This is a genomic window from Citrobacter sp. ANG330, assembly GCF_047467925.1.
Classification (GTDB): Bacteria; Pseudomonadota; Gammaproteobacteria; order Enterobacterales; family Enterobacteriaceae; genus Citrobacter_A; species Citrobacter_A amalonaticus_G.
In genome coordinates this window covers 401,461-428,259 of sequence record NZ_JASJUI010000003.1, presented here as the reverse complement: position 1 = coordinate 428,259, position 26,799 = coordinate 401,461, and the positions used below count along the sequence as shown (strand labels likewise).

Below are 26,799 nucleotides of genomic sequence, written 5' to 3'. Positions count from 1 at the left end.
TCCTTTTCTGCTTTTTGTATTTCACTATCGACAGGGTAATGTCCGGGAAAGGTGATTGTAAGTCTATTTTTGGATGCCACCTGGCTAATTAAGGACTTCATTTTTGACGAGGAATAGAAGTTGGATATGAAAAAAATAAAAAAATGCCGCCCATAGACGGCAAATGCGCAAGGCATAAACGGAAGATAAAGCAACAGACACACTGTTTGCGGTAGAGTTAGTTTTAATTAATTTTTCGATTATATCAAATCTCATTTGAGACTTGATTTGGGTGTTATTATACCTTATTTTTTCTTAACCTGAGGTATTTGCTTTTTATGATGGCTGTTATCCATTGTGTCATTGATGGCAGAAGATATTATTCGATAAGGATGGCTGAAAATGAGTGATATAAGCGAGGTTAGCATACAGGATGCTTCCCTTTACCAAAATCTGGAAGGTGAAGCTAACAGTCCATATTTATTATCTAAAAAATTAAGGCCATTTGATGCAATTGAGAACGTGCTAAATAAATTAAAATCATGCGGTGAAGAAGTCTGTCTTGCTGCGGGTGAAACGATGAATCTCAGCGAGGATGAACAAAAATCAAGAATTATTCTCGTCTATCAAGGCATTTTTCGGGTTCATAGTTGTAGGCTGGATGAGAGAAAAAGCGATATTCATTTTGGGCTAATGCGATCACCAAATATTGTTGGTTTTGTTGATGGCTATGCAGATATGTTTAATCTTAATTTCAGACTCTCAAATCGTTTAACGGCTGAAACAGACTGTGCTATCCGTATCCTGACGCCACAAATGTTAGCTCAGAAAGTCGATGAACATGATATCTGGAGAGATATCTCGAAAATCTTAGCTCACAGACTTCTTGTTCTGCTGGCAAAGCAGGTTGAGTTGAATGGTTATGATGCTTATAAAAAAATACGTAGCCTGTTACTGGAACTCTGGATCTATCCAGAACAGATAAGGAAGGAAACCAATGTTCTTGCTTTTATACAATCCCGAACATCTATCTCTCGGAGTCAGATTATGAAAATCCTGGCAGAACTTAAAGCCGGGAAATATATTCGGATGAGTAATGGGCGACTTCAGGAGATGTGTCGGCTTCCTAAATCGTTTTAACAATCATTTTAACGCTGCCCTCCATGTTTTAATGGAGGGAGGCTTGCTTCTAGTTCGGCTGACCTTCCGTGTCACAGGGCATCAGTTCAGTATCAGAGGGTTCTTTAACGTCCGGGGAATCAATCTCGTCGAGGGGCTTTTTCATCTCCCGTTCCTCAGGTTCTGGTGCAGCCTCTGTTTGACCATATAGACGCCCGCCTTTTTTGACCGAGAGGTTATTGTAAAAAACAATGCCTTCAATCTTTCCGTTTTCGAGGATATCAATATCGCCTGCGCGACAATCGCCTTTAACCACACCGTCAACAATCAATTCAGCACAAGCAACTTCACCTTCGAGTAAACCGTTTTGATGAATTTTTATCATCCCACCTTCGTTCTGGACGTTTCCATAGACGGCGCCACTGATATAAATGTGACCTGTGGAGATAATATTACCCTCAAAACGGGTGCCGGTTGCGATGATAGTATTTTTTTTCTCAATGGTTGTTGAAGTCGCGTTTTCTTTGTCAATGGGTGTGGTAAAGGAGGTGCTGACATTTGCGTTCATACTGGTGTTCCCATGCCGGTCTTTCTTCATGAACATAATGATATTCTTCTTAATGGAATAAAATAAGAGAGATGTTGCCGCGCCTGCGCCACAAATAAAGGAATGGATTGACATCCTTAAACAACTAAAAATGAGTGCTGCAGACCACAATAACAATGCGCTATTTAAAAAGGAGTATTGATAATGTGTCCATTTTTGCTTCATCAATCTTCCGATTCTTCGTTGAGGTTTCGGTATTATAAAGGTTCAGGACTTATATTTTCCAGTCTCACGTGAGACGTCAACTCTATATTTACACGGGGTGGTGGCTTTTGTTAGTTTCTCCATCGTTTATATAAATGTTTATTTTCGCGCGTTTGCGAGCATAAGCGTTTTTGTATCTATAAGGGATGGTGTATGAAAAACAAACGTTTATTGGCTTCTGTATTTTCTTTAATGGCTGTGGTGTCTTTGTCGGCGTGTAGCGTGAAGCCAACGCCTCGGCCTGTGCAAAAAACCGCAACCGGTCAGGTTATTGCAAAGAAAACGGATGGAAAACAGTGTGTCGATAACTTCGAGTTATTGAAAAAATTGAATTATGACTCATTTTTAAAGTTCAGAAATGAATTTGATGTGGTCAATCATTCTTATGATTACTATAAATCAAATGAAGTTTTAATGGAAAACGATCCGCGTGAACAAATGACACTGACGCTGAATGATAAACTTAATATGATTTGTGATCGTGTGAAAAGTGAGACATTTAATGAAATCAGAAAAAAGATGAAAACCGTCAGCACGATCTGACGGTGATTAAATTAGATTGAAAAAGCAGCCTGCAAGTTTAGCTAATTATAACTTAATTGGTGAGTTGTAGGCTTTTTCTTTTCGATAAGGATAGTGCAGTGAAAAGATATTTCCGAAAAATATTAGTATCATGGTTGATACTAAATTATGCCTGCGTGTTCTTGTTAGCACCCGCAGCTTATGCCGTACAAATAAATTCGCTGGATGATAATATGCAGGCGATGCGGCAAAACAGTAATGAAGAATCATCTGTATTCTCTCCAGAGAGCGAAAAGCAAACGGCAACAGAAAAAAAAGAGATAGACTCAAAAGTTACAGCTACCTCCACAGACCATAATAATGAGAGAATATTTTTTTTTAACCAAGGTAACACTCTCGCTGCCTCTGATGCGCATTCTCTGACTGCCACAACTTCTCAATCTGCTTCAGATAAACCTTCAGACACGTTATTACCGTCTCTCAACATGGGAAATGACACCTCCGACGACGTAGTAAAAGACAAAAATATTTATAAAAATAAAGATGCACAGGATCGTGAAAGTTTGCTTTCAGGTTTCCGGCAATTCTGGTCTATCGCCAGCGCCGATAGCCCGGTGAATGCGGGTATTAATAGTATCAGCGGTATTTCACAGGGCATGATTAATAATGCCATCCAGAACTGGCTGGGGCAGAAAGCAAATTTTCAGCTGAAGTACAGCAGCGATGGGCAGGGCGAGGTGAATACGCTGCTACCTTTGATGGATAAGAAAGACACGTTTCTTTTCACTCAGTTGGGACTGAGAAGAAACGACGATCGCACGACGTATAATGTAGGTTTAGGTGCGCGTAACTGGATCAATAGTGACTGGATGCTGGGCATCAATAGTTTCTGGGATTATGACAGCACTGGGGATAACTCTCGTGTCGGCGTTGGCATGGAAGCGTGGACAAATTACCTGAAACTCGCGACGAACGGCTATTTCCGCTTAACTGACTGGCACCAGTCGCCACTGTCAGATATGGAAGATTATGACGAACGTCCGGCGAACGGTTTTGATATTCGTACTTCGACCTGGCTGCCATTTTATCCGCAGGTGGGTGCCGATCTTGTCTGGGAAAAATATTATGGAAAAGATGTCGCGATTAGCCCGTCATCGACCACACCAGACGATCTTGAGGATTCGCCTTCCGTTGTGACCGCCAGTGTAAATTATACGCCTTTTCCCCTGATGTCATTGAATGCAGGTCACCGGGGCGGAAGCATTTCAGAAAACTTCGTTGATGTCTCATTCAATTATCGTCTCGGTGTTTCATGGGATGAACAGATCGATACCGAAACTGTATCGGCGATGCGCAGCCTGGCGGGAAGCCGTTATGACTTTGTCGATCGCAATAATGCGATTGTGATGCAATATCGCAAACAGGATTTGATAGGGCTGTCTTTGTCGGCGCCGGATACCGCGGAAGCGGCGTCTCGGGTAACCGTTACGGCGAATGTCCATACTAAATATGGCCTGAAAAATATCCACTGGATGGCACCTGAACTTATCGCCGCGGGTGGTTCTATTTTGCAGAGTTCGGCCACATCTCTTGCGGTAACGTTACCCGGCTTCCATGCTGACACCGCGAATAGTTACACCATTTCTGCTGTTGCAACGGATGTCCACGGCAATGACTCTCCGCAAGCGTTCACCACCATTGGACTCATTCGCTCAAGTAATGGTATTTCACTGAATGTTACACCTGCCGATAATATTGTGGCGAACGGACAGGATCAGGCTGTCGCGACAGCGTGGGTGAAAGGGAAGGATGGCACAGGCTTAGCCAACATGAAGGTTGATTTCACCCTGTCCGGAAAGGACAAGAAATGTCTGATGAATGGAAAAAGCCAGTGTGAAACCCAGGTGACGACCGACGCCAGCGGCAAAGCCGATGTCTCATTAAGCAGTTTGAAGGCGGGTGAATATACTCTGCTCGCCGCGCTGGATAACGGCAATACCGATACAAAAAGCGTCTCGTTTATCGCCGATGCCTCTACGGCATCGCTGGCGGCATTGGTCGCTAATCCAGCTAAAAATATCACTGCAGACGGTAAAACCGTTTCCGTGGTGACCGCAACCCTTAACGATCACAACGGAAACCCGGTAAAAGGGGGGGATGTCTCCTTCTCTGCGGATAACTCTGCGCGGCTAAGTGCGGGGTCAGCAAAAAGTGATGCCAACGGCAATGCCGTGGTGAAGATTACCAGTGAGCAGGCCGGGGACGTCAATGTCCATGCGACTGCGACGACCGATACGCAGGGGATGACAACCACACTGTCGTTTGTCGCGGATGCAAGCTCAGGGAACGTTACCCTGTCTGCGGATAAACAAACGGTGACGGCGAACGGCAAAGATGTCGCGGTATTGACCGCTATCGTCAAAGACACGCATGGCAATGCGGTCAGTGGAACACCGTTGACTTTTAGCGCGGACAAATCCGTCACGTTAAGCGAGAGTTCCGGTGTCACGGATGCCAACGGACAGATAACGCTCAAGGCGAGCAGCACGCACGCTGGCGATATGGCGGTAACGGTACATCATGCCGCATCGGGAACGTCAGACTCTCTCACGCTCACTTTTGCCCCTGACAGCGCAACGGCAACTGTCTCCGACATCACGGCTTCACCGTCTGAGAATATTACTGCGGATGGAAAAGCCTACTCGACCGTCACGGCCACTGTTCACGACGCAAATGGCAACCCGGTTTCGGGCGCGAACGTGTCGTTTAGCTCGGATGGCGCTATTAGCCTGAGTGATTCGACGGCCACCGCCAACAAAGACGGTCAGGCCAGTATCACGGTGAGTAGTCAACAGGCGGGAAGTTATAACGTAAATGCGAAAACACCCCAGGATTCACAGGGTAAATCCGTTGCCATTAGCTTCACAGGAGACAGTTCTACAGCCTCTGTTGACGCGTTAAGTGCGACGCCATCGCAAGGGGTAACGGCAGATGGGGTAATGGCGTCAACATTGGTTGCCACGATTAAAGATGCTTCAGGTAACGTGCTGAAGGGTGTCAATGTGATATTCACCGGCGATCCCGGGATTATATTAAGTGGCACTCAGGCCGTCTCGGACAGTCGTGGTCAGGCTCAGATAAGCGTCACCAGTAAAACCGCGGGGGCGCATGATATCAGTGCCTCTACGGCATTCGATAAAACGGGTAAAACCACCAGCGTAACGTTTGTTGCTGACAGCCAGACGGCGATGATCCAGAGCCTGACAGCCACTCCTGCTGACGGGGTGACTGCGGATGGGAAAACCGCATCGACGCTGGCGGCCACGGTTGTTGATGTTAACGGTAATATCCTCCCTGGCGCTACGGTCACATTTAAACCGGATGCTTCCATCACGCTGGCATCGGCAACGGCGGTATCGGACGATAAAGGCGTGGCGACGACCACCGCGACAAGTACGACGTCAGGCAGTTATCACGTTACGGCGGTAACCGACTATGACGCTGACGGGAAAACGGCAAGTATCGGTTGGGTAGCGGATAGCTCGACGGCAGGGGTAGGGGAGCTGACAGTCATTTCCAATGACGCAGTCGCTGATGGCGTGACGGCGGATGAACTCCGGGTCCTGGTCAAAGACGGCAACGGAAATGTGGTTCCTGCAGTCAATGTCACCTTATCCGCAGACACGGGCGTGACGCTTTCTGAAACGAAGGTCACCACGGGGGCAGACGGTACGGCAACGTTTAAGGCGACCAGCAAACAGATGGGAACGTTTACTGTTACCGCGACCGTTAACCAACAATCGCAGTCGAAAGATATTGAATTCGTCGCTGATGGCAGCACCGCGAAAGTCGCCAGCCTGACTGCGGCGCCGGCTGAAAATGTCAGCGCAGATGGGACGACCACCTCTGTCCTGACCGCTCTCGTCAAAGATAGCAACGGGAACGTGTTAGGTAGCACGAAGGTCACCTTCAGTTCAGATAATGAAGCCCTGAAGTTATCCGCCTCTACCGCCGTTACCGATGAAAACGGCCAGGCAACGGTGAGTGCGACAAGCCTCCTCTCGGGAATCTATACGGTTACTGCCGCGGTCAATGGCAGCTCTGCAAAGAGTACAGTGACGTTCATTGCGGATGAAAAAACCGCGAAGGTTGAAACCGTGGTTGCTTCACCGGCATCTGATGTGGTTGCCGATGGTGTGGTCGCTTCCACCGTGACAGCAACAGTGAAAGACAGCAACGGTAACGTTGTGGTGGGTGAAACCGTGACGTTTAAAGGCGATCAGGCATTGAAGCTGAATGCTGAAAGCGCCGTTACTGACAGTCAGGGACAGGCAAAAATTACCGCAACCAGTAAAACGGCGGGAACGTATACCGTGTCTGCGACAATCGACCAGGACCCTACCGGGAAATCAGCCCAGATTACCTACACAGGCGATACTGCGTCATCACGGGTCGATAGCATTGCTGCCGATCCTGCATCTGATGTCACTGCCGATGGCAAGGCTACATCAACGGTGACGGCAACGATTAAAGATGCCAATGGCAATATTCTGCCAGGCGTGAGCGTGGCGTTCATCGGTGATACTGGGGTAAAACTCAGCGCAGGGAAAGCCACAACTGATGACAGCGGGCAGGCGAAAGTGACGGTCACCAGTTTACTCTCCGGGGCGTTTGCGATTCAGGCCACTACCGCAAATGACAGTACAGGCAAAAAGGTCACAGTGACGTTTACGGCTGACAGCGCCAGCGCGAAAGTGGATTCGCTTAACGCCGTTCCGGCGACGGGCGTGGCCGCCGATGGAGCGACGCAAAGTACGCTGACGGCTACCGTGAAAGATGCGCAGGGCAACCTGGTGAAAGATGCCGTGGTCACGTTTGCCACTGACGGCGATGCAAAACTGAGCGCGACGACAGGCAAAACCGATGCCAGTGGTCAGATATTGGTGACGTTAACCAGTACGAAAGCCGGTGAGCATAGCGTAAATGCGACTACCGGGTCCGATAAAACGGGGAAAACGGCGAAGGTTGCATTTGTTGCTGACAGTAAAACCGCCAAAGTGACGACGCTCAGTGCGGATCCCGCCAGCGGTATCGTGGCGGATGGCACGGCGTTATCCACATTGACCGCTGTTGTCAGTGACGCCAGTGGCAACCTGGTGAGCGGTGCGACCGTCAATTTCAAAGCTGACTCGAATGCCGTTTTGAGCGGCAATTCGGCGGTGACGGATGACAACGGGAAGGCGACCGTGACGATGACGAGTACTCATGCAGGATCGTGGACCGCCACGGCGACGACAGCGGCGGATTCTACCGGTAAGAACGTTGCGGTTAGCTTCAAATCCGGAGATGTGGATGCGTCGAAATCTACCTTTACAGTGGATAAAACCATTATTCCGTCGGACGGGAAAACCACGCTAACGTTAACGTTCTCGGCAATTGATAAAAACGGTAATCCTGTGACGGGAGCGGATATCACGTTTAGTCCAACGGATCTGACCGGTGCTGTGATTAGCGCTGTTCAGGAAACCGACGGCGTTTATACGGCAACGATGACCGCCACAAAAGCAAGCTCGGGTTCCGTGACGGTGACCAATGCCGGAAATTCCGTGGAGGGAATGAAAGCGATTGCTGTTGGCGTTTATAAGTCAACGCTGAATATCGCTGTGAATTAATCATTCAGGTCAATGACGTTGCTATTAAAATATAAGATGGCAACGTCATTTTATTCATTATATTATTTACGTTTCATAAGTGAAAAATGGGCGAATTATCGAAGTTAATCATGCTTTTTCTGGTGTTTTCTTTTTCCGGAAATGCGCTGGCGATGACGTGTTATTATGGTAATAGCGCGTCGAATGTTGCCGATGTCGTTACTCTGAATAATATCGTTTTTTTGAAAGGCACATCGAATGGCTCCGTAGTGTGGCGCTCAGATACCTATACCCGCGATGTCACCTGCCGTTTGAATCCGGGGCAATCTGGCACGGATTACGTTTATCTCTACCCCTTTCCTTATCGAACTGAACAGCAATTACCACAAGGCGTGAAATTAGGCGTCATCATTAATGGTAACGATTTGGGAACCTTCGACAATACGGGCGATCCCGTAAGTGACAGGATCAATCTTTCATGGGCAATTAATACCGCAAGTGCCCCACGTACATTCACGATTCAGGCCTATATGGTGAAAGACGGTGACATCGATGCGGCAGGCGCCTCTGACAAACTCTCCCTTTTCCAGCTGGATGGGCAGGGTGGCTTAAACAGAACGGGTCAAAACTATAATTTTCTCATTTCCGGTTGGGAAAATATCGGTTCAATAGATTGTTCTCCCACTATCGACCATGAAAGTTTTACGCTGACTGGGGCCAGTACCGATCAAATATTTTCTGGTGGGTACAGTAAACCTGTCTCGGCGCCCCGGGTTTCGCTAACCTGCACAGGTTCGTCATCTCAGGCATTGGCTGCGGTGCGCTCCATATCAGGCGATCTTTCTTTTACCGGCAATGGTATGGCGGGGAATTCTGCTGCCTTTAAGACCAGCAAAGATGACCTGGGTCTGACGTTGCTTTATAGCGGTTCAGAAATTGCCCCTGGGGGAAAAATCACCATTGATGTTCCTGTAGTGGATGGCGTGGGTTCGTTTGACGTACCTCTGGTCGCGAAACCGGGGTTGTCTACTCTGGCGCTGAATGATCCGGCATGGCTCTTTTCCGAACAGGACAGTTCAGGAATTAGCAGCAATATCACGTTTAGTTTCTCACCCACGTTAGCGAATGTTCAATAATATGTTCGTTGATGACCCTAAATAAAAAGTCGTGAAAAAAATCTACGTAGGGGCACTCAATTGCAGTGTCTCCTGCGCATATATTGAAGGAGAAAAAATGCGTCGGTTATTGATCACAGGAAATGCACTATCAGCACTGTTTTTTTGTCATTCGGCTTATGCGCTGTCCTGCTATTATGATGGAAAGACCAGCAATATTACCGATGAAGTCACGCTTGATAATATCGTCTATTTATCAGGAACGGCCGATGGCGAGGTGATATGGCGTTCGCCAACCTACAGTCGAAATATCACGTGTACGACGTCTATAACGGAAGACGTTTATGTTTACCCCTTTCCGAAAAGAAAAGAACAAAATCTACCGACGGGTGTAAAAATGGGGGTCATTCTTAACGGTACGGATTTAGGCGTTTTCGACAGTTCAGGGGATGTAAACAGCGATCGTGTTGATACACACTGGAATATCAGTAAAGGTAAAGAGACAAAGCCACTGACCATTCAGGCATATCTGGTAAAAGATGGCGATATTGATACCACCGGAGTTTCAGACAAACTGTCATTGTTTCAACTGGATGGTGAAGGGGGGTTAAATAATCAGGCCAATTCGAATTACAACTTTCTGATTTCTGGTTGGGGAAATATCGGTTCAGTAGATTGTACGTCGACACTCAGTAATGACAGTTTTACGCTAAGTGGGTTCAGTACCGATCAAGTGTTTGCCGGTAGCGCTACTCAGCCTGTAAGCCCCCCCAAAGTTGCCCTCAACTGTACAGGCTCCTCCGCTCAGGTACTTTCATCATTAACCTCTGTATCGGGGGATTTGTCGTTAGCGGGCACAGCATTATCAGGCAATGCGGGGGCCTTTAAGACCAATAAAGAAGATTTGGGTTTAATACTGCTTTACAATCAATCCGGCGTGTCACCGGGTAAAAAGGTGAGTCTTACCATCCCGGTGACGGACGGTGTGGGGCAACTCGACGTTCCGCTGGTGGCGAAACCCGTGTTGACGCAACTGGATCTGAATAAACCAGACTGGCTATTTTCAGAACAGAGCGTAACGGGGATTCAAAGCAGCGTTGATTTTAGTTTTAAGCCTACACTGGCTAATACTCAATAATGCGAAAACAAAGGGTATAGCGGATATACCCTTTGTATCGTCTGCTGATTTTTACCGGCTAATACAGACGTTAAGCAGCAACTACAAAAGTCATGTCTATTTCGAGTACGGTGTCATACTTGCTTGTGGTGACGCGTGCATCAAGTTTGGCAGGGTGCTGTCCTGGCGTTGCGTCAGTCTCTGCCTTACCAAGGATCCTCATATAGGCGTGGCCACTTGAATCGGTCACGGAGGTGCTATTCGTCGGGACGGGGTTAACCGCCCAATCATCAACTGATGTGTGATCCTGGAGCCAGTATACGGTGACCCCAGGAACAGGATTGCCGTTATCATCCTGTACTAACACATTGGCGGTGTCTCCCGGGAGTTCATCCGCATTAGCATCATCCCTTTCCATGGCGTAACTCATCGGCTTTGCCGTCGTCGCATCCGCAATAAACGTAGTGGGTTTTGTCTGTACGCTGTCATTGACTTTGGCGGTGACATTTACCGTTTCCGCTTTGGTACTGGTCAGGGTGATGGCGGCTTTACCGCTGATGTCGGTTTTACTGCTGGACGTTGAGAGTTTAGCGCTTCCGTCTACGCTCCAGGTGACGTCGGCATTGCGCATCGGTTTGCCATTCGCATCAACCACAACGACGGCTGCCACGGTGGTAGTGACATTGTCCGCCACGGTACCTGAATTAACGACCAGATTTTTGATGGTCGCGGTGGTGGCGTCGGCTTTAAACACCGTGAGCTTCGTTTGTGAATTGTTATCCACCGTAGCGGTAATTTTCACCGCTTCTGCGCTGGTATCGCTAATGGTCAGCGTGGCCTGGCCGTTAGCATCAGTTTTACCGCCCGGCGTTAACACGGCCGTTGACTTATCTGTCGTCCAGCTAACATCGGCGTTGGCAACGGGGTTACCACGGGTATCAACCACCGTCACGGTCGCGACGTTATGTGCGGTTCCGTTGGCCAGCGCGCCAGAGGTCACATTGAAGTGGCTGATGACTTCAGTACTACCCGCTGTAATGAAATGGCCCTGTACGGCACCTTTGTTTCCATCGACGACCGCGGTTACAAGCACAGTCCCGGCCTTGGAAGAAGTGAAGTCAGCCCCGGCCTGGCCATTTTTATCGGTAGTCGTTTGTGCATTTTTAAGCTTACCGCCGCCACTAAGACTCCAGCTAATGGTTCGGTTCGCCAGTGGCGTGTTGTTGCTGTCGGTGACGGTGGCGATAGCATGATCGGCATCCAGACCATCGCTGGCGCTGTTATCTTTGGTGACCTTTAAAGCCACTTTCCCGCTGGTTTCCTGCGTCGCAAACTGACTGCTGCTGCTGACGGAGACTGCGCCGCTGCGGGCAGAAATTTGTACACTTTCTTTCTGCGTATCGGTAAAGCTGACGCTTGCCACACCGCTACTGTCGGTTACCGTCGAGGAGCTGGTGAGTTTCGCCGAGCCACTGACGGACCAGGAGATCGTTGTGTTACGAACCGGCTCACCGCTTTGCGTCGTGGCGATAACCCGGGCCTGGTTAGCACTGATACCGTCTGCAGGACTACTGTCGACCGTGACCTGCAGATTCAGCTTACTGACGCTTTGCTTATCCTGTTTTTGATACTGCAGGACGATTTCATTGTTACGTTCGACCAGATCGGTGCGGCTGCCGGCAAGACTGCGTTCGAGAGCCACTTGCGCCGGGGAGATTTGCTGTTGCCAGGATTCTCCCAGCACGTAGCGGAAATTAACGCCGACGGTGACTTCATCCATCGAATCCTGACCGCGCTTATAGTCCACCCCCGCAGTGATCAACGGAACCGGCGTATAGTTAAGGCCCACCGTCACCGCTGAGGGATTTTTTTGCTGAGTATCTTTATCAAACAGCGCGACATTTTCACCGTAGTATTGTTCATACATCAGTTTGGCGCCCAGCTGCGGCCAGGTGGGGAGGTAACCCTCTGCGCGAAGATCGTAGCCATCGGCCGGTTTTTCATCATAGTCATCAAAATCACGCGACTGATGCCAGTCGGTGGTACCAAGATAGGTATTAGCAGAGAACTTTACATTGTTAGTCCAGGCCTCCAGCCCGGCACCGACACGACGGTTTTTCCCTGTAAAATCATCATCAAAAAAAACGTTACCACCAAACATCCAGTCTTTCGTATAAAACGTACGGACCCCCATGCCCACGTTTCCCGTCACGCGACCATCCGGTGCGCGTAAACCTAGCTGGGTGAAAAGCATCGCTTTCTGGTTGTCATACACCGGCGCCAGAAAATCGAACGCGCTGTTGTCCCAGTTACCGCTATCGTCAACATTCAGCTGTACGCGGGCGGTGCCAAACTGACTCAACCAGTCCTGAGCGGATGATGAGGCATAACTTGTTGCCGCAGAGGCGGCCTGAGCGGTGAGTCCGCTGGTGCCAGCCGTGGAAAGTGAGGTGGCGACCTTATTAAGTGTGTCACTCCCCGGTAATGCCGCATCCTGCGCCAGCGCAGAATGCGGCATCATTGATACCAGTGGAAACAGGGCCTGTAAAAAAAGTTGTGACCAGACGGCAAGACGAAAAAGAGGTTTCCGTTTATGGGAAAAAGAAGACGTAAAGTTCATAAAAGATCTCATCGATTGAATTATGACGAATAACAGGAATGCCGAATTTCTGAAAAGGCCAGCACCAGGCCTGGTTTTGCACCTGATGTCTGGTACAGTGATGGCCTTTTTACTGAATTTTTCATTTTGAAATATTATAAACGCATAAATGTAATTATTAAGTCCAATAATGGAGTGGGCGTTGTCTTTAATTGCAATGGCATTGCTACTGAATTGGATTCCAGAAAGACTATTGTATTTTGCGAGCCTCATTCCAGACCGTAAACGGTAAAAAAATGCTCTCTCATTATCACCTTCCTGTTGATAGCATGCGTCTTCTTTATTAAATCTGGAGATAAACATGGGATTCTCAGCAATTACGCCTCCCACTACGCCCCATTCAGCAGTAACAAACCACACGCCGGATGCAGCTACGTCAAACAATGATTATTGTGTCGATATTATTTCAGCGACACATTCTGAGCTAACTGTTGCGGCGGAGACGATGGCTAAAGATATTCGGGAAAACTGGAAGCCAGAATATGGCAATAAAAAAGAGCAGGATCAGGAAGTAACCAACTGGAATGAGCGACATTTCAATAGTACTTCTTTATTATTAGATCTGAAACTGGCCACTTCTGGACATTTTGAGCAAAGGCAAGCACTCGTTGCAAAAGTCGGAGAGAATCCGGTCGGCATACTGTATATGAACTTTTTTTCCAGCACGCCTTATATCCAGGATCTTGTGACGCATCCGGGTTCCTCAGGCGTGGGCTGCATGCTAATGGAAAAAGCAGTGAATGAATCCTATCAGCACCAGCAGCAAGGCGTGCTTAAGCTTTTCCCGCTCGATGAAACCTGTCAGAAAGTGTATGAAAAAATGGGGTTCGTGATGATGGATGATCAGAATTATATGCTTCTGGAACCCAGCAAAAGTGATGCCTGGTGGTTTGACTCAGCACAAGACAGATATCATCTCAAACGAGATAAAAAATAAAATTTATTTCCGAAAAATCAATCCCGTTGACAAACGGGATTGATCAACACGATGAGAGAGAGAATTTATTCAAGAGGAAACATTCGATTTCGAACTAGCGTGCTGGTGGCTTTTTGCAGATTGGTAATTTGCTTTTGTGGAACATCATACATCTTTTTGAAAGCTTCCAGGGAGCACGAACTCACCACGTTATCTGTAATTCTATTGTTAAGCTCAATTTCATGAGGCTCTAATTTTCCCGGTATGGCAAAACAAACATTATGGATAATTTTACTCAAGTGAGGCGTGCTTTTGGCCGCCACCGCGATACCGCTGACGGAGCCTTCTGTATTAAGATGGGTGTCTAAGGGAGTGCCTTTAATTTGCTGCTGAAGGTTTTTAAAAATAGCCTTTCGATCGGCGCTTTTCAAAGGGTATTTATTGGCTCTACATTCCAGATCAATCTCCTTGTTGATCAGAGATGAGACGAATGCTGCTTTCTCCTGCATTCTGGTACGCTCCAGTGCCTTCGGATCGCCAAGCGCAGAACCCTCAATTGCGGCGATAATCTCTTTTGTTGCTTTGGTGACATTGACTTCAAACTCCATATCGTTTTTCCGGACGATAAGTTCACTGATTTCTTTCGGTTTAGAAAAAAAGCTTTTAGTTCGGGTAATACGCGATTTGATGGCCTCCCCTCCGCGTTCAGCGTCACGGTTCCCTTGCGGCAGAGGTAATAAGATATTTGGTTTGGCAGAAATTTTTACTGGCATGATTTTTCATCCTTAATTTAAAAGTAATGCTTAGTGGATAATGACCTGAAGTGCATGAACAGACATGTGGGATTCAGGTCATTTATTTTACTAACTGTATGGATCTACTTACGCACAAGGTGAATTTTGTCGATTGAGTTAGTGCTGACCTGTCGTTGCAACATGTTGAGGTCATTTTGAGAAATATGATGCATTTCTTTAAATGCTTCTAGTGTGCAGGTTTCAATGATCTTTGACTCGATTTCTCTTCTCTCTGCTTGAATGCAATCTTGCGTAGCATTCTTAATTTTATTCATTAAGTATTTATTCCCCCGGGTGGTGTTAGGCGTCAGGCTATTCGCAGCCTCAGGAAAGAGTTGAGCTTCCATTTTTGTATTTTTAATGAAGTTTTGCGTTTTGTTGAAAATTTCCTGTCGGTCACTTTTTGACAGATTACCCTGGAGCGTTTCACACACCTGCTCTATCTGCTTATTGACCATGGCGGAAAGGTAGGCTTTTTTCTCAGTAACCTTCCAGTGCTCGCTGTTATTAATGCCGGTTTGATCCACCTTACGCCATTGTTTATAATCTTTTTGACTCTCGATACGCTCTTTAACCTGACGAACAACCTTACTCACGTTAATGACATGTTCCTGCCCATTTCGTTTGACTACCAGTTCTTTTATCTGGGTCGGACGGGAGAAAAAGCTTTTTTTCGTCCGGGTGGTCATCTCCATAGTCCAGCCTTTTGGACTCACCTGAGAACTGTTGCGGCGAGAGTGCAAATAGCTTTCATTTTGTGTTAAAACCTGATTGCTTTGCGGGTGCGATAAGTGCTGATTGGACGTTAATTTATTAAACGGCATTTTGATATCCTGGATGTAAATAATATTTATTGAAACTGAATTTAACTTTTCGATATGATAGCAAAGTTACAATGCGCTGTACTATTACTCTATGCGTCTACTTATAGCGCATTAAACGCCAAAAATAGACGCGTGAGATTGAATAAGGTAAACGCGATTGTGATAGCGTTTACCTTGATGTTTACGTTTTTTAAAACTCGCGTTACTTGAAAATATTAACAGTTGGCTCTTTACGCATAAGCATATGTCTTTCTTTGAACGGTTTTTGTGTCAATCCCTCTCTGAAGATCCGTCCCGTTTCCTGTTGTTGCAGGTCAAATAATGTATGCAGGGCGTCAATACCGCGGGAAAATGCTTCTTCATCATCTCCGGCATGTTCCAGGGCCTTGTATAGATCCGGTAATTTTTGCTGCAATGATGCGAATTCTTCGGGGCTGGCCGAACGCTGATAATCCTCTATCAGGGTATTAGCTTCGGCATGCAGGTGACTGGAAGGCGTGGCGATCTCTTTCATGATGTTAGTCATCGAATTTTTATGCGTGAAGGCAAAGTTTTCCCAATGCTGCATGCCGCCCTTATGCCAGATCCCTTTGTCATAACCAAAGCGGACTAATAAATAGCTGAGCGTCTTCTCGCCTAATGACTCAAATACCACCCGGTTTGTTGACTGAGAAACTGTACTCGTCATCCCCACCGGTAATGCAGAAAGATCCACACCCGCACTACCGGTCACCACGGCTGATACACGGGTAAACTGATGGGCATAATGGCTATTATCCGCTACAAGCGCCCGCTCAGAAGAGGGCTTGAAGAAGCGAATCATGATCCGGGCGCCTGCGGTTAAATTGACATGGCTAGTAATATTTTGGGCGATGGCGCTTTTCAGTAGCGGCATCGGGATACCGGCCTGGTTGGCAATCAACTGCAGGCTATTGTCCGGAAGATTATTCAGGCTGACGCCGACATCCAGACCAAAGGTAATGTCCTTATATTCCCCGGCACGCAGGCGGTTAGGTTGTCGGGTGATGTTCTTTTTGATTGTAACGGATATTTCACCCGTAGCGGCGATACCGTTGTTAGGTCCAAGGGTTTTCGCCACGGTGAATTTCATGTTCAGTGTTTTATTATTCAGTTCAACTTTAAGCAGGTTATTGAACTTGACGTGTTTATCCAGTTTTTTGTGGTCATAGCTTAATGCAGGCGAGATAATTTTATTTTCAACTTCACGGATACGATTCTTCATCTCCTGCTGTTGCTCTTGCGCGAGCGCCGAAACGTTGATTTTGTCGGCTAATGAAGCGAGCATGATTTCTGCTCCCTGAAGAAAGCCATAGCGCCCGACCACTCCCCAGCGCGCCTCTAGTTCATGCTTGAGCTGCGTGCTTTGTGGATGACCCGCATCATGTCCGCGTACCGCCTGGCAGTATATATCAATAACGCCGCTGAGCTGATTCATCACCTGGTGGGCGGTTTCAGGATCGATCTCCTGCGCCGGTACGTAACCGTATTTACCCTCCACAAGATGGAATTCAGGATCGTGCGGAAATCCGAGATGTTGCATCGGTTTATGGTACAGCGCTTCGACTTTCTCGAGTCGTTCAGAGAACGCCATACCCGGTCTGGTCAGAATGTCTTCAACCATACTGGCACGCAAATTAACATAAATGTCTTTATTTTCATGGGTGTAACTTGCGGCGGCACCGACGGTGAGGGTTGGCGAAAGTGCAACATCCATGCCTGCTGAACCATTGAATGCAGTTCCAGACGACCGTTTGGTGGTCGTGTTATCCTGGTGTGGCCGGTTGCCGGATAACGCCACCGGCTGGCGAATATGCTGCGTGAGCAACTTATTCAGTTCATCAAGATGGTTATAAGATTTATTTTGAAAGTAGCGAACGGAATGTTTTTTTCCCAGACGGCTATGTAAAGAAGTATATCTTGTCTTGCTACCTATTGCGTCTATGTACTCGTCCATACAGTTGAAGCTCACGGCCTTGGTGCCGCGCGTGTGGGTAACCGAACCTTTTAATCGGGCGGTGATGGCTTTTGCGGCTCTCAGGGTGCTGGAAAGTCCGCCAAGAAACGCGTTATCTCTGGATGTTTCAATCATCCCGTCGTCATCACAATCGACCCCATTACTGCGCGTATATTGCGCCTGTAGAGAGAGATCTACCGGATGATGTCTCAGCGTTGTCCCAATATTTCCGCCCACGGTGTATGTTGTCGTGGTGGAACTCCCCGGATGAGCGAGATACGCGTTAGCCTTGACGAGTTTTTCCCGCTGCGCGGCGATATCTTTTTCAATCCAGGCGGTGTGTAAATGTTGGGAAAGGAGTTTGCTGGAGACTTTATAGCGCTTATCGTCAAGTGCGACATTTTTGCTTATACTCCGCATGAGTTTTGCGCCTTCAAGCAGTTCAGGCTGTGCAAGAGGCGAGTCATCATCCTCACTTTCCGCCAGTTTATTGCAAAAGGTTTCAATTTTTCCCCGCAGCCGGGCATTGGCCGGATGCTCAATATTCATATCTTTGCTCAGTTGCTGAAGATATTGCAGCAGCGTGCTTCGCATGAGATCGGGTGAAACGGCATGCTCAGGCGATGTTGAAATCCGCGAGGCTGCGGCGGGATCATCATTGAGTGTTGCCGCGTTTCCTGCGGTGTGGAAGTGAAACGGAATGGGCCTGTTAACGAAGGGCATAGTGACTCCTGATTTGGCAATATTTGTTATGCCAGAAGTCATATGCCCCGGTATTTCCTGCGGAGCCAAAACCTCCAGCGTGGTGTGATTCGCGGCCGTAAGGGAGAATTCTCTCTACGGCCGACACTGTCAGTACCAGTTATGCAATTTTGAATTTCAGGTATTCGCGAGAATTGATATTGTTTGACCCCTGGTAAAGGGGAGCGATCTCAGCAAGGTCATTTTTATTCTTCGCGATAATCTTTTTGTTTTTGCTTATCTGATCCTTCAATTGTTTCAGGTCGGTGGCCTTGTCCTCAAGTTTTCTCCAGCGTTCCCCTCGTTCGGTCAGAACCGGGGTTTTCTTTGCCTGTACGAAGACGCGCTCTCCACCTAATATTCCTCCTTCATCTGACGTCGTCGTTGTGAGCTTTGTGAAGTTACTGGAGATATTTTTTAATTGTCCTAACATTGAAACATCTGTATTTCCGCTCAGACAGCGTTCGGCGATTCGGCCGTCATCTTGCGCAGTTCGACTGTTCGACGTTTTCCCTTTTTCGCTAATAGCCTTTAACGAATTGGTTAATTCACTCAAGCCTTCGTGGTATTTTTTCTGCAAGCCATCAAGTTCTTCTTGTTTTTTATCGATAACCGCCTGTGTTTTTTGATTTTTCAGAGTTACTTCATACCGCTTGTAATTACGATGAGAGAACCCTGGTTGACCATATAGTTTATCCAGCGCCTTATGCAGCTGTTCGGTTTTCTTTTCCTCGACATCACTGCCTTGTGTTTTGACGGTTTTAATTAAATCAAATACGTAATTTTTAATTTTTTCCAGGTCATCAGATTGTAAGTTTTTTTTCTGCTTAAGATGGTCTGAAACAGCGCGATTGATGGTTTTTGTATCGGAAAAACTGACATGCGGTTTTTTGGTGCTTTTGATGTCGTCATGCACACTCTTAACCATATTTGTCAGATTTGAAGGATAAGAAACACTGGATAAACCGGGCATAATGATTCCTGTAATTTTAATGATGGCTATTTGATAAACCTAGTGTGCCCATTTTTAACTGGCTTATGAAGTCCATTTTTATCATGGGCGATTGACAAAAATGACAATTTACTGATGCATAAAATATGCAAGAGATTAGCGATAAAAAAGGACCGTCAATATAATAAAGATGACGCATAATTTTATGCAAACAGGTCCTGAGATTTGCCCTAAGCCCAAGGCTGTGGGCGAAAATGAGCGAAAATATCCGGGGAGGACCATTTTTCGTTGTGTGACGAGTTGTGTTTCCGGGTCGCTAATAACGGGTATCGATACCTGCAAATCTGTCCGTAGCGCAGGTGAGAGAGGAATGTTAATTCGGGGTAAGTTAAAAACGGAACGCTGGGGGTCTTCTGGTGCTGTAATTAACCTGCTGGTTTTTTCCCCCTCCGTCTCCAGGGATGGGCAATTTTGCTTATCTGACGGTTTAACGACCGCCTTTGCATCTTGTATATCAGAAACTGTAATAGCACCCGGCGCGGCAGGTACAGTGTCGGGATCGCTGCTGTACGCAGTGCTTGCCGCCGCTAACGCGCGATATTTCTGTACATTACCGGGCACTGATGTGGCGCCAGGGTTCCGGGGTATTCTGGCATTTAACGAGGCGGCATAAGCGCCTCTGGTTTTTGCCTGAACTGCAATTTGCCAGTTTAATGTTTCATGTTGCGGGATTTTGTTTTCTGTATGCAAATCAGCACACATTGTCCTTTCTGACTGCTGCGGTCGTTTCAGGTCGTCCGCTGTTAGCGCATTGCGAGTGATTGTGGTGTTTTGTGACGTTTTCACTGGCTGCACGCGCTTCTGGCATAGTGAAACCGATTGTCCCCACGAGCCGGTTTTATCCGGACGAATCCCCTCAGAAATGTTCAGAGAGATAGCAGGGTTGAATCGTAATGTGTTGCGGCATGAGATCGTTGTTTTAACGTCTTTCGTTGGCCATGCGACCTCTTTCTGCTGCCCGAACGAAAACGGTTTATCTGTATCGTAACCAGACCGCGAATCATTTTGCCGGGCGTCGCTGCAGGCCGGTATCTCTACAGATGTGAGCGCGGTGAGAGCAGGATGCGCGGGCGTTATGAATGTTGTCATCTGGACATCAGCCTGGCTGGTGTCATCGACAGGCATTTGCGTTTCAGGCTGGGATGCTGAAGAGAGTAATGCTGGCGGCAGATCAGCGATGTTATCAATGTTCTGAATATCGTCTTCTGCTTCTTCTTCTGCATCCAGGTCCTGGTCTGATGATGCCCTGGCGGCAATGAGACTTAAACTGCCGATCACAGAGACGAATAGCGTGACAAGTTTGATGATTTCCAGAAACGAATACTGCCTGGCGTGCGCAATATTTTTGGCGGTTTGTCGCCGCTGGGGATCGGAATTGACAGGTAATGTCACGCGCTGAGGCAAATTTATTGTCGGGGTGGTGGGGGGAACTTCCGTATTTCGGTGCAGGTGGCCAATGATTTTCATATTATTTTTAGGATCAATGCATGGTCGATATTGCGGGCATAAAAAACTTCGCATCCCTGCGAAGTTTTAAACGAAAAATGGTTTTATTCCTTTGAAAGAAACTTAAATATTTTCATATGGGTTATAGTCAGCGTCGTAGCCGCCATCCCGGGATTCGGTATTGCTTAAATTATAGAGCTCGCTGTTATCTACATTATAGAGCTCGCTGTTATCTACGGATTCTGAAAAAGGGATCTCTGGAAGAGGGCGAGCCTGAATCTCTGCCACCCTTTGAGGATCAATAGCATCAGCCCCTGTTGCGACAGAAGCAGCGTCATTCATTCCTGAATGCACCCGGAGTTCTTCTGCTGTAGGTAATACTGTAGTGGTCTGCTTATTGAGACCGTTGTGGTGGCGATTGAGACCGTATTTCGCGATCAATCCTGCCGCCAGCGTCAGGGCAACGGAACCCGCGACCATCGTGCCATCGAAACCCGCCTGCGACAGACCAGTATTCAGCTGATCGATTTGCGCATTTTTCATCTCCTCAAATGTCTTCTGTACGCTTTTCAGCGTATCGGCCGTACTGAGGCTGGACTGACTCAGAGTGCTGAGCTCGTCGCTGGCACTTGCCGTTTTGACACTAAGCTGACTGAGCGCATCGGCTTTTTCGTTAATGTTATCAATAACAGTGTTGATTGCGGTGGTCATTTCCTCCACGGCCTGCTCTTTTACCGCTTCAGCTTGTGCTTCACAGGACGCCTTTGCCGCATCGGTCAGTTCGCCGGTCGGTACCAGATTGCCGTACTCATCTGTCGTCATCGCCTGGTTTTCAGGATCGTTGAAGGCCTGGCTTTCGGCTTGCTCCAGCGCGGCGTTGTAGATAAGGGTGCTGCCTTCATTCACCATCTGATCCAGGTTGTCTGCCAGCCCCTGCGCAAGCTGCTGCATTTCTGCGGCATCGTTGTTACACGCTGTAGCCACTTTGTCCAGGGTTTCGCTCAGTTGTTCCTCGAGAGACGCATTCGTTTGCAAAGTGTCAATCTGGGCGGAAAGATCGGCATCGGCTTGCTCGATCTGATCTTCAGGGATGTCGGTATTAGAACTGGACTCGCCTTTTTCCACCAGGCCTACAGACAGGCTGATAATCCCGGTTAGCAAAGAGATTAAGGAACCTACCAGCAGCGCTTTCTGATCGGAGCTACGATGCTCATGTTCTTTACCTTTCGTAGAAATATCATCAGGTTGCGTTTCTACATCTGTAGAAACACCATCCGTTTGCGTTTCAACATGCAACGGATCCCCAGCGACTTCATCATACTCATGTTCAGACGGCTTTGGCGTCAAATAAATGCCGCCATTTTTTACTTCTGGCCGGGATGAAAGAGGCGGAGGGAGAATGTCACCGTCATTGCTGTCTGTGTTATCAATGCTTTCTGCACGATTCTGAACGTCGTGTGTAATGACCCTTTCGGTAAACGAAGTCGGTTCCTGTATCTCTACCTGGGCCTCAGGGATTGCTTGTGGCACCATCTCCTGAACTGGCGGAACGGCAGGTTGGGTTGTCCCAGCGGAGACTGGTTGTTGTGGCTTATCCTGCGTTACCGCTGTTCCTTCGGCAGTGGCGCTCTGTGTCTTTTGGCGCGTTATGGCACTTTTGGCTGACCCGGCGTTCAGGCCGCCCATCATTGCGGCCATAGACAGTACTTTATGTTCCTTTGGATTGAAATCATTGTTCTGAAGCATCGCCAGATTTTGTGCGGTTCTTTCAATACCTTTCTCTGGATCATTTTTAAAAATATCGGATGCAATCTCTTTCAGTGCATTTTCAATGCCTTTTTTACCCGATTCGGCAAAAAGTTCAGTAAGTACGGTACCGGGGCTTTTGCCTATAACATCCGCAGATTGATGTTCCTCGCGACAACGCACCGTTCCCAAACGACTTGCCGAGAGCGGTTCTCTTTTCGGTGGAAGTATGATCTTAACGTCCTGTGATATATTCTGTGCTACCTGCATATTATTGTTTAATGTTGTCATAATTTTCTCCTGGCGAATATAGAAATAAATTTCAGCATATATGTTATATGTGTATTGTTGAATGCAGTGGATAATAGGTTATTATTGCAATCCAAAGCAACAGCAGTTGACCATCAATATTTAACGACGCAAGTCTTTTATTGGACTGTTGTCGGTGTAAAAAGCTGGCTTGTTTCTCTCTGATGATTTTGCGATATTCCTACACTATTCAGTGCATACAGAAAAATAGATCCCAATGACGACGACATGGCATGACATTCCGAATGTCTTTTTTACGGCGCAAGAATATGCCAGTGAAAATCGTAATGTTTACCGTGTTGAAGTGGGTTTTTTACCCGGACGCATTATCGAAGAGCGCGACTTCTGGTTGTTGATGATTCAACTCCAGACCCCTGATAAGGAGATTGAGGTTAATTGGGCAAAGTATTGCGGATTATTATTAGCGGGCAATAGTGCCCACCAGTATGGCGTAGTACAGCGATGTGACGTCTGGTGGTTAGCGCAGCGATTTTCGAAACAATTACTCATTGAAGAGCTGTATCACCGAACACAGGAACACATTGCCATCACTACCCTGCTGGGGCGTCAATTTCAGAAAAGATTACTGAAAACAGCGAAAAGTGGAAGCGAGTGTTATCGTCCATATATAGCAACCCTTGGTCTTGTATGAAATTTTTCGTTTTCGTTATTGCCTTACTTTTTATGCCTCTTCAGTACGTCGTTGCCGCAACGCTTAACTGGAAAGGACCTCCCTTTTTTGTCATGACGCATGGCATGCCGGTCAGTGAGCTGCTGAAAAATTTTGGCGCAAACTACGGTACGCCGGTGATTACCAGCCCACTGATTAATGATGTTTTTATTGGTCGTTTTGAACAGCGCCCGCCAGCGCAGCAGCTGGAAATGCTGGCGCGGACATATAATCTGGTCTGGTATTTCGACGGTAAAGCCCTTTATGTCTATAAAAATAACGAAGTGGTCTCTTCCGTTATTACCCCAGAATTCGACGCGCGCGAGCAGTTGAAACAATATGTGGCTCAGGCCGGCGTTCTGGCGCCTGGCGTCTGCCAGTTGCGTCAAATTGGCATCTCGCAGTCATTTGAAATTTATGGTGTTCCGGAGTGCATTAAGCACATTACGGATATTGCCAGTCAGCTCAGCATTGCGTCGCGAAATACCGCTCAGGTCGATCAGCAAAAAGAAAACGTACAGGTTTTCCCGCTGAAATTTGCCTCTGCGACGGACGTGACGTATCAGTACCGCGACCAGAGCGTGGTGATTCCCGGCGTGGTTACCGTATTGCGTGAAATGAATGATTCGCAAACGGTGAATAGCGGCGCGACCCCGACCCAGTTCAACGCGGCACAGCAAACGACAACAAATAACGGACCGACATTTTCTGCTGACCCGCGACAGAATGCCGTGGTGGTAAGAGATAAAGACGCCAACATGCCGATGTATCAACGCTTAATTGAGCAGTTGGATCATAGGCAGGATGCGATTGAAATCACGGTCTCCATTATTGACGTAAACGCCCAGGATCTGGGAGCGCTGGGTGTGGACTGGTCAGCCAATGCGAGTATTGGCGGGATGAACTTACAGGTTAATTCAAATCTGGGAAGCAGCGGCGGTTATGCCACATCGGTCATCTCTAATGCCAGTGACTTTATGGTTAGAGTGAGCGCGCTTGAGCAAAAATCCGAAGCGAAGATCCTGTCGCAGCCTTCCGTTGTCACGCTGAATAACGTCCAGGCGGTGCTGGATAAGAATACGACTTTCTATACCAAACTGGTGGGCGAAAAAGTGGCGCAGCTGGCGTCTGTCACTAGCGGTACGTTGATGCAGGTGACGCCGCGTGTGCTGAAAAATGACGGCAGTACGGCCTCTGAAGTGCTGCTGCAGTTAAGTATTCAGGATGGCAGCCAGCAGCAGTCCTCTTCTGCGACAGGGTCGAATGGCATGCCGCAGGTGCAGAATTCGGAGATTGATACCCAGGCAACGCTGAAAAGTGGCCAAAGCTTATTATTGGGTGGTTTCGTTCAGGATCAGGATATTGTGACCGAACGTAAGATCCCTGTCCTCGGTGATATTTATCTGGTGGGGAATTTATTTAAAAGCAAAGAAACAACCAAAGTACAAACGGTCCGTTTATTTTTAATTAAAGCAGTACCTTTGAAAATCTGAGAGTCGCGGCATGGATTACCTATTTAAACTCCGCTTTCTTAGTAAACCTCTGGTGGGGCGGGAGCTTTTACTTCGTGAAGGCGAATTCAGTATTGGCAGCGGTGATTGCGATGTCTGGATCCCCGGAAGCAGCGAAGACCACGCGATCGTTTTCGATATCGGCGCTGATGGCGTTTGTTTAAAACAGAAAACATCGCTCTGGTGTAAGGGGGTAGCGCGTAGCATTGAGGTGGGAGAAACGCTGCCGCTTCAGGACGATCTGGACATTGACGGCGTACAGTTTGTATTGGGCGAGCCGGAAAGTGAGTTAAGCGCAGTTGCCCTCACTCCCCGGCAAAATCCGGCTCAGGCACAGCCTGTGAAGAGCAAATTGACGACCATCGCGTTTTCTGTGCTGATGGCCGCGAGTGTTGTCCTCTTGAGCGGCGTGGGATATTTGATTGAAAACGCACAAGCTGATAATGCCACGACGCTTTCTTTCGCTGATGTACAAAAGAAAATTATTGAATTTGACCGCCAGCGGGTGATGCCCGGGGTTAAATTTAACTGGCAGAACGATGGCGTGGTTGAAGTCAGCGGCGAGTGTAAAAAAGAAATTCAGCTCCAACCGGTGCTCGATTTTTTAAAGGCCAATAAAGTGAATTATGTTCTGGACGTCGTCTGTAACGATCGTCTGGTGCAAAACGTTCTCGATGTGTTGCAACTTAATGGCTTTGATCGGGTATTTGTCTATATGGATAACGCGCCCGGTAAGGTGGTAATTAGCGGTCAGATTGAAGAGGATGCGCGCTGGAAGCAGGTCGTTAATCTGTTAAATGACATGCATGGCCTTCGTTCCTGGTCGGTGAAATCAACCAATGACAAAGAGCTGGAAGCGTTAATTGATGCCCTACGTAGTTCGGAATTACTGTCAATGCTGAGTATTCAACGCATTGACGATCGCATTGTGGTCAGCGGCCATTTGAGCGCACAGAACCGGGATGTGTTAAACGAAATTTTTCGTACCCATATGCGTAAGTTTCCGGGGACGCAAGAGATTGTTTATCAGAATATCAGCACCAATGCGAGCGCCATGGGCATTTTGCCTGCGCCAGTGGCAAGCGTCGGGGGAAATAGTGATTTTCCTTATGTCATTCTTGAAGATGGTTCCCGATTGCAAAAAGGGGCTGTGCTGCCCGGTGGATACCAGATAGTCAATATTGATGGTGAAAACGGTATTGAACTGTCAAAACGCGGCGAGCTTTTACACTTACCCTTAGGGCTCTGAGATGGATAATTTTACACCGAAGCGTATTGGCGGAAATCTGTCCGTCAATGCCGAATTATTAGCACGAGACAAAAACGGCGAGTACCGTCTGGAATTCATTTCGCGAATTAATAAAGCACTGGAAAAGCAACACACGTTTCCGGCTGAACATCGTGACGCACTCGCTCGGGCATTATTATCGACTGCCCGAGTGATAGACAATATGTCACAAAAGAATTTCCCAAGCCGTTAAACAGAACGGTCAACAGAATTTAAATACTTAGAGAATATGGCTATGAATGATATGGACTCTTTAGTCGTCAACTTTGAGCGTGAGCGCTATGCGTTGCTTAGCGAAATGGAACGTTTTGAAAATCTGAAGAAAAGATATGATGAGCTGAATGAGCGCGCTAAACGTGAACCCGATGTCGCTCGTCAATTGTTTGAATTTGAGAGCCAGCATGGCGACATGTTAATACGCAACATGTCTGAAGTTGCTGCTCAGCTTGAGCAAATGAAAGCCCAGCACAATTTATTATCACGCATGATTGAAGGCGGAAATGTCGATATGAATGCTGCTAATAAAAATGAGCCAAAATCTCAGATTACAACGCTGAGGAAAAAGGCATCGACAAAGATGTATATCTAAATTTT

At 47.4% G+C, this 26,799-nt stretch carries 19 protein-coding genes; 11 read left to right on the top strand and 8 right to left on the bottom strand.

Going from position 1 to position 26,799, the window contains the following annotated elements; genetic code table 11:
- The first annotated feature begins 381 nt into the window (after positions 1 to 381).
- The gene (locus QNN88_RS10325) at positions 382 to 1,119 is read left to right on the top strand and encodes a helix-turn-helix domain-containing protein (RefSeq protein ID WP_414240139.1); all 738 of its coding nucleotides are present in this window, start codon (positions 382 to 384) and stop codon (positions 1,117 to 1,119) included.
- A gap of 49 nt (positions 1,120 to 1,168) precedes the next feature.
- Here QNN88_RS10325 and QNN88_RS10320 read toward each other — a convergent pair whose 3' ends face one another.
- A complete protein-coding gene (locus QNN88_RS10320) occupies positions 1,169 to 1,870 on the bottom strand; it encodes a bactofilin family protein (RefSeq protein WP_414240138.1) in 702 nt (233 codons plus the stop codon).
- Positions 1,871 to 2,062: 192 nt separating this feature from the next.
- On the opposite strand from QNN88_RS10320, the gene QNN88_RS10315 reads away from it, so the two are divergent.
- The 4 genes from QNN88_RS10315 (at position 2,063) to QNN88_RS10300 (ending at position 10,335) form a co-directional block, all read left to right on the top strand.
- On the top strand, positions 2,063 to 2,452 hold the full coding sequence (locus tag QNN88_RS10315) for a hypothetical protein (RefSeq protein WP_414240137.1): 390 nt from the start codon (positions 2,063 to 2,065) through the stop codon (positions 2,450 to 2,452).
- A gap of 464 nt (positions 2,453 to 2,916) precedes the next feature.
- A complete protein-coding gene (locus QNN88_RS10310) occupies positions 2,917 to 8,103 on the top strand; it encodes an Ig-like domain-containing protein (RefSeq protein WP_414240136.1) in 5,187 nt (1,728 codons plus the stop codon).
- 86 nt (positions 8,104 to 8,189) lie between these two features.
- Positions 8,190 to 9,218 carry a hypothetical protein gene (locus QNN88_RS10305; protein WP_414240135.1) on the top strand — a complete coding sequence of 343 codons (1,029 nt, stop codon included), beginning with the start codon at positions 8,190 to 8,192 and terminating at the stop codon, positions 9,216 to 9,218.
- A gap of 97 nt (positions 9,219 to 9,315) precedes the next feature.
- Positions 9,316 to 10,335 carry a hypothetical protein gene (locus QNN88_RS10300; protein WP_414240134.1) on the top strand — a complete coding sequence of 340 codons (1,020 nt, stop codon included), beginning with the start codon at positions 9,316 to 9,318 and terminating at the stop codon, positions 10,333 to 10,335.
- A gap of 70 nt (positions 10,336 to 10,405) precedes the next feature.
- On the opposite strand, the gene QNN88_RS10295 is transcribed toward QNN88_RS10300, so the two are convergent.
- A complete protein-coding gene (locus QNN88_RS10295) occupies positions 10,406 to 12,835 on the bottom strand; it encodes an inverse autotransporter beta domain-containing protein (protein ID WP_414240133.1) in 2,430 nt (809 codons plus the stop codon).
- 439 nt (positions 12,836 to 13,274) lie between these two features.
- Here QNN88_RS10295 and QNN88_RS10290 point away from each other — a divergent pair, with 439 nt between their 5' ends.
- Positions 13,275 to 13,910 (top strand): hypothetical protein, encoded by a 636-nt coding sequence (locus QNN88_RS10290; protein ID WP_414240132.1) that lies wholly within the window; start codon positions 13,275 to 13,277, stop codon positions 13,908 to 13,910.
- A 65-nt stretch (positions 13,911 to 13,975) separates the two neighbouring features.
- Here QNN88_RS10290 and QNN88_RS10285 read toward each other — a convergent pair whose 3' ends face one another.
- From QNN88_RS10285 to QNN88_RS10260, 6 genes are all read right to left on the bottom strand, one after another.
- Positions 13,976 to 14,662: a hypothetical protein gene (locus QNN88_RS10285; RefSeq protein WP_414240131.1), complete on the bottom strand. Its 687-nt coding sequence runs from the start codon at positions 14,660 to 14,662 to the stop codon at positions 13,976 to 13,978.
- 104 nt (positions 14,663 to 14,766) lie between these two features.
- The gene (locus QNN88_RS10280) at positions 14,767 to 15,507 is read right to left on the bottom strand and encodes a hypothetical protein (protein ID WP_414240130.1); all 741 of its coding nucleotides are present in this window, start codon (positions 15,505 to 15,507) and stop codon (positions 14,767 to 14,769) included.
- 202 nt (positions 15,508 to 15,709) lie between these two features.
- Positions 15,710 to 18,205, bottom strand: a complete 2,496-nt coding sequence (locus tag QNN88_RS10275) for a hypothetical protein (protein ID WP_414240129.1) — start codon at positions 18,203 to 18,205, stop codon at positions 15,710 to 15,712.
- A 139-nt stretch (positions 18,206 to 18,344) separates the two neighbouring features.
- Complete coding sequence (locus QNN88_RS10270) at positions 18,345 to 19,196, bottom strand: hypothetical protein (RefSeq protein WP_414240128.1); 852 nt, start codon at positions 19,194 to 19,196, stop codon at positions 18,345 to 18,347.
- 135 nt (positions 19,197 to 19,331) lie between these two features.
- Positions 19,332 to 20,702 (bottom strand): hypothetical protein, encoded by a 1,371-nt coding sequence (locus QNN88_RS10265; RefSeq protein WP_414240127.1) that lies wholly within the window; start codon positions 20,700 to 20,702, stop codon positions 19,332 to 19,334.
- A 102-nt stretch (positions 20,703 to 20,804) separates the two neighbouring features.
- Positions 20,805 to 22,718: a Tir intimin-binding domain-containing protein gene (locus QNN88_RS10260; RefSeq protein WP_414240126.1), complete on the bottom strand. Its 1,914-nt coding sequence runs from the start codon at positions 22,716 to 22,718 to the stop codon at positions 20,805 to 20,807.
- Positions 22,719 to 22,953: 235 nt separating this feature from the next.
- On the opposite strand from QNN88_RS10260, the gene QNN88_RS10255 reads away from it, so the two are divergent.
- Genes QNN88_RS10255 through QNN88_RS10235 form a run of 5 tightly spaced genes read left to right on the top strand, consistent with a single transcriptional unit; the run spans position 22,954 to position 26,794 of the window.
- Positions 22,954 to 23,388, top strand: coding sequence for a hypothetical protein (locus tag QNN88_RS10255; RefSeq protein ID WP_414240125.1), 435 nt, complete (start codon positions 22,954 to 22,956; stop codon positions 23,386 to 23,388).
- The gene (locus QNN88_RS10250) at positions 23,385 to 24,899 is read left to right on the top strand and encodes an EscC/YscC/HrcC family type III secretion system outer membrane ring protein (RefSeq protein ID WP_414240124.1); all 1,515 of its coding nucleotides are present in this window, start codon (positions 23,385 to 23,387) and stop codon (positions 24,897 to 24,899) included. Before QNN88_RS10255 ends, QNN88_RS10250 begins: the two co-directional genes overlap by 4 nt.
- A 10-nt stretch (positions 24,900 to 24,909) precedes the next feature.
- On the top strand, positions 24,910 to 26,166 hold the full coding sequence (gene sctD, locus QNN88_RS10245; RefSeq protein WP_414240123.1) for a type III secretion system inner membrane ring subunit SctD: 1,257 nt from the start codon (positions 24,910 to 24,912) through the stop codon (positions 26,164 to 26,166).
- Between the two features lies 1 nt (position 26,167).
- Complete coding sequence (locus QNN88_RS10240; RefSeq protein WP_414240122.1) at positions 26,168 to 26,398, top strand: hypothetical protein; 231 nt, start codon at positions 26,168 to 26,170, stop codon at positions 26,396 to 26,398.
- A gap of 42 nt (positions 26,399 to 26,440) precedes the next feature.
- Entirely contained in the window at positions 26,441 to 26,794 is a 354-nt protein-coding gene (locus tag QNN88_RS10235; RefSeq protein WP_414240121.1) for a hypothetical protein, read from the top strand.
- Positions 26,795 to 26,799 lie beyond the last annotated feature (5 nt).